The organism is Ferrovibrio sp. (assembly GCF_964218355.1).
GTDB lineage: Bacteria > Pseudomonadota > Alphaproteobacteria > Ferrovibrionales > Ferrovibrionaceae > Ferrovibrio.
On record NZ_CAXPMC010000004.1, the window covers coordinates 35595 to 45651 of the forward strand.

13 protein-coding genes are annotated in these 10057 nt (G+C 68.2%); 5 read left to right on the top strand and 8 right to left on the bottom strand.

What is annotated here, in order from left to right:
- Positions 1-6: 6 nt before the first annotated feature.
- A complete protein-coding gene (locus ACEQZY_RS01405) occupies positions 7-654 on the top strand; it encodes a glutathione peroxidase (protein WP_341704415.1) in 648 nt (215 codons plus the stop codon).
- Here the strand turns inward: ACEQZY_RS01405 and ACEQZY_RS01410 are convergent.
- Positions 651-1286 carry a CDP-alcohol phosphatidyltransferase family protein gene (locus ACEQZY_RS01410; protein WP_370151786.1) on the bottom strand — a complete coding sequence of 212 codons (636 nt, stop codon included), beginning with the start codon at positions 1284-1286 and terminating at the stop codon, positions 651-653. The two genes, ACEQZY_RS01405 and ACEQZY_RS01410, sit on opposite strands and share 4 nt — an antisense overlap.
- A gap of 97 nt (positions 1287-1383) precedes the next feature.
- On the opposite strand from ACEQZY_RS01410, the gene map reads away from it, so the two are divergent.
- Together map and ACEQZY_RS01420 are read left to right on the top strand one after the other, a co-directional pair.
- Positions 1384-2127: a type I methionyl aminopeptidase gene (gene map, locus ACEQZY_RS01415; protein WP_341704852.1), complete on the top strand. Its 744-nt coding sequence runs from the start codon at positions 1384-1386 to the stop codon at positions 2125-2127.
- 20 nt (positions 2128-2147) lie between these two features.
- Positions 2148-3020, top strand: a complete 873-nt coding sequence (locus ACEQZY_RS01420) for a 23S rRNA (adenine(2030)-N(6))-methyltransferase RlmJ (RefSeq protein ID WP_370151788.1) — start codon at positions 2148-2150, stop codon at positions 3018-3020.
- A gap of 64 nt (positions 3021-3084) precedes the next feature.
- On the opposite strand, the gene ACEQZY_RS01425 is transcribed toward ACEQZY_RS01420, so the two are convergent.
- Positions 3085-3585 carry a nuclear transport factor 2 family protein gene (locus ACEQZY_RS01425; protein WP_370151790.1) on the bottom strand — a complete coding sequence of 167 codons (501 nt, stop codon included), beginning with the start codon at positions 3583-3585 and terminating at the stop codon, positions 3085-3087.
- A 125-nt stretch (positions 3586-3710) separates the two neighbouring features.
- Between ACEQZY_RS01425 and ACEQZY_RS01430 the strand changes: the two genes are divergently transcribed.
- Together ACEQZY_RS01430 and ACEQZY_RS01435 are read left to right on the top strand one after the other, a co-directional pair.
- Positions 3711-4244: a low molecular weight protein-tyrosine-phosphatase gene (locus ACEQZY_RS01430; RefSeq protein WP_341704855.1), complete on the top strand. Its 534-nt coding sequence runs from the start codon at positions 3711-3713 to the stop codon at positions 4242-4244.
- Positions 4245-4279: 35 nt separating this feature from the next.
- Entirely contained in the window at positions 4280-4576 is a 297-nt protein-coding gene (locus ACEQZY_RS01435) for a hypothetical protein (RefSeq protein WP_341704856.1), read from the top strand.
- 32 nt (positions 4577-4608) lie between these two features.
- Here the strand turns inward: ACEQZY_RS01435 and glcF are convergent, their stop codons facing one another.
- The 6 genes from glcF to ACEQZY_RS01465 form a co-directional block, all read right to left on the bottom strand.
- Positions 4609-5922, bottom strand: a complete 1314-nt coding sequence (gene glcF / locus ACEQZY_RS01440) for a glycolate oxidase subunit GlcF (protein ID WP_370151792.1) — start codon at positions 5920-5922, stop codon at positions 4609-4611.
- Between the two features lie 4 nt (positions 5923-5926).
- Positions 5927-7156: a glycolate oxidase subunit GlcE gene (gene glcE, locus ACEQZY_RS01445; protein ID WP_370151794.1), complete on the bottom strand. Its 1230-nt coding sequence runs from the start codon at positions 7154-7156 to the stop codon at positions 5927-5929.
- Between the two features lie 3 nt (positions 7157-7159).
- Positions 7160-8647: an FAD-linked oxidase C-terminal domain-containing protein gene (locus tag ACEQZY_RS01450; protein ID WP_341704859.1), complete on the bottom strand. Its 1488-nt coding sequence runs from the start codon at positions 8645-8647 to the stop codon at positions 7160-7162.
- A 4-nt stretch (positions 8648-8651) separates the two neighbouring features.
- The gene (locus ACEQZY_RS01455; RefSeq protein ID WP_370151797.1) at positions 8652-9386 is read right to left on the bottom strand and encodes a FadR/GntR family transcriptional regulator; all 735 of its coding nucleotides are present in this window, start codon (positions 9384-9386) and stop codon (positions 8652-8654) included.
- 149 nt (positions 9387-9535) lie between these two features.
- Positions 9536-9661, bottom strand: a complete 126-nt coding sequence (ykgO, locus tag ACEQZY_RS01460; protein WP_300301874.1) for a type B 50S ribosomal protein L36 — start codon at positions 9659-9661, stop codon at positions 9536-9538.
- Between the two features lie 181 nt (positions 9662-9842).
- A partial coding sequence (locus ACEQZY_RS01465) for a hypothetical protein (protein ID WP_370151799.1) occupies positions 9843-10057 on the bottom strand: 215 nt, incomplete at its 5' end.

Genomic DNA, 10057 nt, shown 5'->3' on the forward strand with positions numbered 1-10057 from the left:
GAATCGATGCCGGCGCCGAAAACACCGCGGATTTCCGGGCGGATCAGCCGCCGCGACAGCCTCTGGCTGCTGGCCGGGACGGCCGCCCTGCTGGGCACACCGCCACTGGCCCCTGCCGCCCGCAGCCATACCCCGCAGCCCAGATCGACGAGGACCGGCATGACAGCCCATGATTTCAGCTTCACCAGCATCGACGGCAAGCCGCTGCCGATGAAACAGTTCGCCGGCAAGGCGGTGCTGCTGGTCAACACCGCCTCGCAATGCGGCTTCACCCCGCAATACACCGACCTGCAGAAGGTCTGGAGCACCTATCGCGACCGGGGCCTGGTGGTGCTGGGTGTGCCGTCGAACGATTTCGGCGGCCAGGAACCCGGCAGCGCGAAGCAGATCAAGGAATTCTGCGAGGTGAATTTCGATGTCGATTTTCCGCTGACCGACAAGCAGCATGTGATCGGCGCAAAGGCGCATCCGCTCTACAAGTGGATCGGCGCGGAACTCGGTGAGGACGCCCTGCCGAAATGGAATTTCCACAAATACCTGATCGCCCCGGACGGCATGCTGGCCGAGGTCTTCCCCAGCCAGGCGAAGCCGACCGGCAAGGCGGTGACCACGGCGATCGAGGCGGCGCTGAAAACGGCAAAGAAAACCGGCTAGGCGAAGTCGCGCCAGCCGGCCGCCACGCGGCCAAGCGTGGTCAGCCAGCAGGCGGCACCGAAGATCCAGGCCAGCAGCGGGAAATGCTGCGGCAGCAGCAGGCAGAGCAGGAAGAACAGGATGGTCTCGCTGCCCTCGGTCAGTCCGCCGAGATGGTAGAAGCTCTTGCGGCCGCGCAAGCTGGTCTCCAGGCCGCGCCGCCCGGCCATGATGGCATAGGCAAGAAAGCTGGACGCCGTGCCCATGAAGCTTGCCAGCAGGAAAGCGGCCGGCAGCGCCGCCGCAGCGGGATCGCGGATGGCGAACCCGAGCGCCAGCAGGGCATAGGCGACAAAATCGAGCACGATATCGATGAAACCGCCGCGATCGGTCGGCCCTCGGCCCGCGCCCGGCTGTCCCTGCATGCCCCGCCGGCGGGCCAGTGCGCCATCCAGCCCGTCGGCCAGCCGGTTGGCCAGAAACAGCGCCAGTGCCGGCACCAGATGATCCAGCGCCACCGCCGCCGCCGCGCCCAGCCCGAGGCCGAAGCCGGCCAGCGTGACGGCGTCGGACCCGAACGGCGCGCGGTCGAACGCCGCCGCCAGCCGGTTCAGCGGCGGATCGATCAGGCGGCGCAGCAGCGGGTCGAGCATGATGGTCCTTATGTAGCCGATTTCCGGCCGCCGCGCATGACCCGGCCGGCCGGGCCGGTTATACTGCCGGTCAACCTCCCGTGACTGCCGAGTGCCGATGACCATCGAAACCGAAGAACAACTGGAAATGCTGCGCCGGGTCGGCGGCGTGGTTGCCGCCGTCTGCCGCCTGATGGGCAGCCGGCTGGAACCGGGCATGACCACCCGCGAGCTGGACGAGATCGGCCGCGCCGCGCTGGAGCAGGAAGGCTGCCGGTCGGCACCGGTGCTGATGTACAACTTTCCCGGCGCCACCTGCATCAGCGTGAACCACGCGGTTGCCCACGGCATTCCGGACGACACCCGCATCCGCCCCGGCGACATGGTCAATATCGACGTCTCGGCCGAGCGCGACGGCATCTTCGCCGATACCGGCGCCAGCTTCATCGTGCCGCCGGCACGCCCCGAGCAGGAGCGCCTGTGCCAGACCACCCGCAAGGCGCTGAACCGCGCCGTGCAGGTGGTGCAGCCCGGCCGCCGCCTGAATACCATCGGCCGGGCCATCGAGCGCACTGCGCGCGCCCACGGCTATACGGTGATCCGCAATCTCGGCAGCCATGGCGTGGGCAACAGCCTGCACGAGGCCCCCGGCTTCATCCCCAGCTATTACGAGCCGGGCGACCGCCGCATGCTGACCGAGGGCATGGTGATCACCATCGAGCCTTTCCTGTCCACCGGCGCCGATTTCGCCGAGGAGATGGATGACGGCTGGACACTGGCCACCGACGAGGGCGTGCTGACCGCGCAATACGAACACACGCTGGTGATCACCAAACGCGGCCCGATCGTGGTGACCGTGTAACGCCGGACGCTTCACCTGCAATGAACTACCGTCATGCCTTTCATGCCGGCAATGCCGGCGACGTGCTGAAGCACGTCGTGCTGCTGGAGCTGCTGGCCGCCCTGCAGCGCAAACCGAATCCCGTGCACCTGATCGACAGCCATGCCGGCATCGGCTGCTACGATCTTGCATCCGACGAGGCCCAGCGCGGCGGCGAATTCCGCTTCGGTGTGCAGGCGGCGCTGGCCGACACGGCGGCGCCACGGATCCTGCCGGCCTATGTGGCGGCGCTGCACGATCTCAATCCCGGGCTGCGCGATGACGGCAGTAGCCTGCAGGTCTATCCCGGTTCGCCCTGGCTGCTGGCGCGCAGCTTGCGCGGCCCCGAAGACCGGCTCAGCCTGTGCGAGCTGCACCCGCAGGATGTCATCGCCCTGAAGCGCACCATGACGGCGGAATTCGGCCGCGACCCGCGCATCGCCGTGCATCACCGCGACGGCTTCGAGGCGCTGAAGGGCCTGACGCCGCCCAGCCCGCGCCGCGGCCTGGTGCTGATCGATCCGGCTTACGAGGCGAAAGACGAATTCGCCGCCGTGGCCCGCAGCGTACAGGCGGCGCACCGGCGCTGGCCGACCGGCATGCTGGCCGTGTGGTATCCGATCAAGGAGCAGAAGACGGTCGATGTCTGGAAGGCGACTCTGGCCGGGGGCCTCGGCGCCGAAACCATCGCCGTCGAGCTGACCATCCGCGCGGCCCGCGAGGCGAAGCAGATGAACGGCAGCGGCCTGGTGATCGTCAACCCGCCCTGGCAGCTGGCCGCAACGCTGCAGCCGATGCTGGATTTTCTGGGCAGCCGGCTGGCCCGCGAGGCCGGGGCCGGCACCCGCATCGAAACGCTGGTGCCGGGCGCCTGAACGGCGGCTGGCCGCCGGCGGTCAGCCCGAGGGTGCTGCCTGGCGGCTCGGCCTGGTAGCCCGCCTAGTGGATGGTGCCGGAACCGGGCGGCAGGTCGTCGTCGTCCTCGAGGTCGTCATCCTCGAGGTCGTCCTCGTCCAACTCGTCGAGATCGTCGTCGGGCTCGTCGTTGCTGGCGGCACCCGGCGGCGGCGTGGCGACCGGGCCGGCCTGATGGTGGCTGAGCTTCCAGCCCTTGCCCTCACGCACAAAGACATTGCTGGCGATCAGATACTGGCCTTCGACCCGCTCGAAACAGGTCACCAGCGCGACATCGCCCCACAGGGTCACCCGCGGCGCCAGCATCTCCACCGGCGGCTGTGCCGGATTCTGCAGGATCCGCCGCCAGCCTTCGAGCACGGCATCGCGACCGAACAGCGGCGGCCAGCCGGGATGGATGCAGCAGACCGGGGCCAGCTTCGCCCAGATCGCCGCCATCTGCTCGGCATCGTGGGCGGCGAAGGCGCGGTAAAAGGCCTGATTGAGCGCCAGCAGGGTGGTTTCGTCGTCCGGCGGTGCAGTCATGCCGCCACTCTATGATGCAAATCCTCATTCCGATAGAGGGGGTTACCCTAAAATCACGGCGGCGGCCGCAAGCGGACCCGCCGGCGGCTTGCCCCCCTGCCCCCAACCTGCTTCTCTCCGGCGCCATGACACATCCCGATGTCCCCCGCCGCCCGCTCTGGTCCGTGCTGATGGTCTGCACCGGTAATATCTGCCGCTCGCCGACCGCCGACGGCCTGCTGCGCCATGCCCTGCACGAAGCCGGCCTGCAGGATCTGGTGCTGGTCGATTCCGCTGGCACCCATGGCTACCATGTCGGCGAGCCGCCGGATCCGCGCAGCGTCGCCACCGCCCGGCAATATGGCGTCGATCTCGCGCCGCTGCGCGCCCGCAAGGTGGCGGCGGACGATTTCACCCGTTTCGACCGGATTCTCGCCATGGACCAGGGCCATTTGCAGATCCTGCAGAAACTCTGCCCGCAGCCGGAGCACAGCCGGCTGAAGCTGTATCTGGATTACGCGCCGCGTTTCGGCCGCGAGGTCCCGGACCCCTATTACGGTGGCCCGGAGGGTTTCGAGGCGGTCTGGCAGATGTGCATGGCCGCCACCGCCGCCCTGATGACGGAAATCCGCAACCGGCCCGGCATTGCAAATGAATCGCAGCAGGTATCCGGAAAATAACCTGATCGGCCGGCCGTTTCGTGGGATCAACGGGTATGCTGCGTCCCCGTATCCTGCCTTTGTTCACGGCCCTGCTGGCCGGCCTGCTGGCCGCCCAGCCGGCGACGATGGCCCGCGCGGCGGATGAGGAACCGCCTTACAGCCGCGGCGAACTGATCGCCGCCTGCATCCAGAATGCCAAGGCCGGCCTGAAGACCGGCCAGGTGATGAGCAATTCCCAGCGCATGCAGGCCGAGGAACACTGCCGCGCCTATGCCGAGGAGCAGCTGCGCCGTCAGGCTGCCGGCGAGAAGATCGCCCTGCCCGGCCGCCAGCCTGCCCGGCCGCGCTGACCAGATCCGCGCACTCCTAAATCCCTGTGATCCTAGGCCTGCAGGGCCGGCGGCTTCGGCCCGCCGGTCGCCCAGTCCAGCAGTTCCACCGTATGCAGCACCGGCATCGCCCGGCCGTCTTTTGTGGCCGCGTCGAGCCCGCCGGCGATCTGCACCAGACAACCGATATTGCCGGCCGCCACCACATCGGCACCGGTGCCGGCGATATGCGCCGCCTTGCGGTCGCGCAGCCGCGTGGCAATTTCCGGCTGCAGCAGATTGTAAGTGCCGGCCGAGCCGCAGCACAGATGCGCCTCCGGCACGTCGCGTACCGTAAAGCCCGCTTCGGCCAGCAACTGCTTCGGCAGGGCCGTGATCTTCTGGCCATGCTGCAGCGAGCAGGCCGAGTGATAGGCGATGGTAAGCTTCCCGGCAGCGCCGGTCGGCTTCAGGCCGAGATCGCGCAGCAGCTCGGTCACATCCCTGGCCAGGGCGGCGACGGCCGCCGACTTTTCCGCCCATTCCGGCTCGTTGCGCAGCATGAAGCCATAATCCTTGACGGTGGTGCCGCAACCGGACGCATTGATGACGACGGCATCCAGCCCGCCATGTTCGCGCACGCGCCACCAGGCATCGACATTGGCCTTGGCCTTGTCGAGCGCATCGGCCTCCTTGCCCATATGATGAGTCAGGGCGCCGCAGCAGCCAGCCCCCTCCGCCACCACCACCTCGCAGCCATGCCGGGTCAGCAGGCGGATGGTCGCCTCGTTGATTTTCGGATCCAGCACTTTCTGCGCACAGCCGGTCATCAGCGCCACACGCAGGCGCCTTTCGCCCTGTGCCGGAAAGACCTGGGGCCGGTCCATGGCCGAGGCCTTCGGCAGATGCCGCGGCGCCATTGCCACCATGCCCTTCAGCTTGCCGGGCAGCAGGGCGGCGAAAGGCCGCGCCATCTGTGCCAGCCGCAGCGACAGCCGGAACAGGCCCGGATCAGGCAGCAGCCGGGCCAGCATGTGGCGCAGCAGGCGATCGACGAACGGCCGGCGATAGGTCTCCTCGATATGGGCACGGGCATGGTCGACCAGATGCATGTAATGTACGCTGCTGGGACAGGTGGTCATGCAGGACAGGCAGCTGAGGCAGCGGTCGACATGGCGGACGGTCTCTTCCGTGGCGGCCTCACCGCCCTCCAGCATCTGCTTGATCAGGTAGATGCGGCCCCGCGGGCTGTCGCGTTCGTCGCCCAGCAGCACATAGGTCGGGCAGGTCGCGGTGCAGAAGCCGCAATGCACGCATTTGCGCAGAATCTCGTTCGATACCGCGATATCCGGATCGGCCAGCTGGGCGAGGCTGAAAGAGGTCTGCATGGCTTCAGGCTCCGGCCGCCATGCGGCCCGGATTGAGGATGTTGGCCGGATCGAAGCTCTGCTTCACCCGCGCTGCCAGCGCGGCCAACGCCGCCGGCTGCGGCTGAAAGACCGGCACGACGGCACGGGCGGCGGCATCGGCGCGGATCAGCGTGGCATGGCCACCGCCGGATGCGGCAACAGCATTCCGCACCGTATCGGCATGGGCATCGCCCGCCGGTGGCAGCGACAGCCAGACCAGGCCGCCGGCCCAGTCGAAGTACCATTCGGCCTCCGGCACCGCCTGTGCAATCGCGGCGGTCACGGCAGCGCCCGCCATCGGCGCCACCGACAGACGCCACAGCACGCGGTCCTGCGGCAGCACGAAGCAGGCGGCATCGCGGATTTCGCGCCACAGCCACGCCGAGTTCATCGAATGCAGTTCTTCCAGTTCGCCGAACCCGCCGAGCAGGTCGCGCAGCGCCTGGCAGCGTGCCGTCACCGAGATGTCGGTCCCCTCGATGCGCAGGGCGGTGACCGCGCGCCCGGACTGACCGACATAACCGACGCCGGAGCGGGCGGCGATACCGGCCGGCAGGTGCGCCAGACCGGAGACTTCATGGGGCGAGGTGGCCGCCGCCGCCATCGCCGCCGCAGCCCCGGTATCGTCGAGGCCGAAAACCAGCAAGGTGCGGGTTTTCTCCGGCGCCGGCAGCACCTTGACCGTCACTTCGGTCAGCGCCACCAGCGTGCCGAAGGCGCCACAGACCAGCTTCGGCAGGTCATAGCCGGTGACATTCTTCACGACTTTGGCGCCGGCGCGGAATATCTCGCCGCGTCCCGAAACCGCCGTGAAACCGAGCAGATGGTCGCGCATGGCCCCGGCCTTGAAACGGCGCGGGCCGGCGAGGTTGCAGCCGATGGCGCCGCCCATGGTGCCGCGGCCCGCCGGCTGGCCCCAGAGCGGGCCGTAATCCGGCGGCTCGAACGCCAGCATCTGCCCCGCAGCGGCCAGCTGCTTTTCGAGATTGGATACCTGGGTGCCTGGCCTGAGCGTGACGATCAGTTCGGCCGGTTCGTATTCCAGCACGCCGGCCAGCCTGCCGACATCGAGGGCATATTCATGCCGTGCCGGCCGGCCGAGGCCGGCCTTGCTGCGATGGCCATGCAGGTCGAGCGGCTTGTTCTCCGCGGCAGCCCAGCGGATCACATCGGCCACGTCGCTGTTGCCGGCGGGGATGAAGGTCTCCGGCATCGGTCAGAACCGCGGCAGGTCGGGGAAAGCCAGCTGCCCCCTGTGCACATGCATGCGCCCGAGTTCGGCGCAGCGGTGCAGCACGGGGAAGACCTTGCCCGGATTGAGCCGGTGATTGGGATCGAAGGCGCATTTCACCCGCTGCTGCTGGGCGAGATCCTCTTCCGAGAACATGGCCGGCATCAGGTCGCGCTTCTCGACGCCAACGCCATGCTCGCCGGTCAGCACGCCGCCGACCTCGACGCAGAGCCGCAGGATGTCGGCGCCGAATTCTTCCGCCCGCTCCAGCTCGCCCGGGTTGTTGGCATCGTAGAGGATCAGCGGATGCAGGTTGCCGTCGCCGGCATGGAACACGTTGGCGACGCGCAGGCCATGCTTCTTCGACAGGCCCGCCATGCGGGTCAGCACCTCGGGCAGGGCCTTGCGCGGGATGGTGCCGTCCATACACAGATAGTCCGGCGAGATTCGGCCCACGGCCGGGAATGCCGCCTTGCGGCCGGCCCAGAAACTCAGCCGCTCGTCCTCGTTCTCGGAGATGCGCGAATAGACCGCGCCGCAGGCATCGGCGATGGCCTTCACGCGGCCGAGCAGGTCATCGACCTCGGCCGGCGGGCCGTCCAGTTCGATGATCAGCAGAGCCTCGACATCGCGCGGATAGCCGGCCTGCACGAAATCCTCCGCCGCATGGATGGCTGGCCGGTCCATCATCTCCATGCCGCCGGGAATGATGCCGGACGCGATCACCTTGGCCACGCAGTCGCCGGCCGCCTCCGAACTCGGGAAGCCCGCCAGCATGGCGCGCTGGCTGGCCGGTTTCGGCAGGATGCGCACGGTTACTTCGGTGATCACGCCAAGCAGACCTTCCGAGCCGCAGACGAGTCCCAGCAGATCGTAGCCCTCGGCATCCAGATGCCGGCCGCCAAGGCGGATGACATCCCCGTTCATCAGCACCATTTCGATGCCGAGGATGTTGTTGGTCGTCAGACCGTATTTCAGGCAATGCACCCCGCCGGAATTCTCGGCGACATTGCCGCCGATGGTGCAGGCGATCTGGCTGGACGGGTCCGGCGCGTAATAGAAGCCGCGATGTTCCACCGCCCGGGTGATGCCAAGGTTGGTGACGCCCGGCTGCACCACGGCACAGCGGTTGTCCCAGTCGATATCGAGAACGCGATTGAACTTGCCCAGCCCCAGCAGCACGCCGTCGGCCAGCGGCAGCGCACCGCCCGACAGCGAAGTGCCGGCACCGCGCGGCACCACCTTCACCTGCAGGCGGTCGCACAGCTTCAGCACCTCGGAAACCTGCGCGGTATCCTGCGGCAGCACCGCCACCAGCGGCAGCTGGCGATAGGCGGTCAGGCCATCGCATTCATAGGCACGCAGAGACGTCTCATCGACGATCACCCCCTCGCCCGGCACGATCTTCCGCAATCCGGCGATCAGGGTCTCGCGCTGGGCCAGGATTGCGGCCTCCGGTTCCGGCATCAGCATGGCATCAGCCCTTCTTCAGCGTGGCGGCATAGCGCGCCGCCGACTGCTGGATATGCTCGCGGGCGGCGCGGGCGGCGGCGGCGGTGTTGCGCGATTCGATGGCAGCAAACAGCTTGCGGTGTTCGGCCTGGGAAGCCCGGGTATTGCCGGCAGTGACGGCATCCGGCATCCAGGCCAGCGCCCGGCTGGCCGAGAAATGCTGCGACAGGAAAGCCGCGAACTGCGCCAGATAGGGATTGCCCGCGGCGCGCGCGATGGCGGCATGAAAGGCGTCGTCGGCGGCAGCGCCATCGGCCGCATTGGCCAGCGCTTGGTCCATGCCGGCCATGGCGGCACGGATCACGATCAGGTCGTCTTCACTGCGGCGCTGCGCGGCCAGTTCGGCCATGCCGGCCTCGATCACCGCGCGCAGCTCGAAGATATGGGCAAGATCTGCTTCCGGCAGGCCGGCTTCCGCCCCACCCGCGGCAAGGATGCGGAAATTGGCCGAACCGGGACGGGCGGCGACAAAGGCACCGGCCCCCTGCCGGGTTTCAACAAACCCGTCGGTCTTCAGCCGCGCAATCGCCTCGCGCACCACGGCCCGGCTGACGGAAAACCGTTCGACCAGCTGTTTCTCGGTGGGCAGGCGGGCGCCGGGGGCGAATTCGCCGGCCCGAATCGCGGCGGCCAGCCGGCTGGCGAGGCTGTCGCTGAGCCCGGCGGAACGGGCGAGAAGGGCGGCATCAGAATCGGGCATCGGGGCAACTTGTCAGACAACCTGACAAATCCCCTCATTTCGGCCTGCTGTCAACCCGGAAAGGATGCCTGTGAAAGCAGAACGGCCCGGCTGCTGGGCAGCCGGGCCGTCGAAACAGTCTGTCCTGCGCGGCCAAAGGCCGGGCAGCTTCAGCCCTGGCGGGCCTTGAAGCGCGGGTTGGTCTTGTTGATCACGTAGACCCGGCCCTTGCGACGGACGACGCGGCAATCCCGGTGGCGGGTCTTGGCCGACTTGAGCGAATTCACGACCTTCATGACACTGACCTCAGAAATGTCCGGCAACCGGCAGGGACTGCATCCCGTGAGGCTGCCCGGATCGGGCGGCAACAAAAAGCCGAGCGCAGCCGAGCCCGCCCGGTGAAAAGTGGCCGGACCATAAAGGCGGGCCCCGGCCCTGTCAACCGGAAAACCCGCCTTTTTGGCCCGGAATAACCCTTCAGAATTCCTGCCAGTCGCTGTCGTCTGCGGCGGCGGCCGGTGCGGGGGCTGGGCTGGGCTGGGGCCTGGGCTGGGCCGGTGTGGGCTTGGCCGGTGCGGGTTTGGCCGGTGCGGGCTGGGCCGGTGTGGGTTTGGCCGGTGCGGCCTGGGCGGGTCTGGCTGCGGCCTGTGCCTGTGCGCCGCCGCCGGCGGCACGCCCGTCCAGCTTGAAGA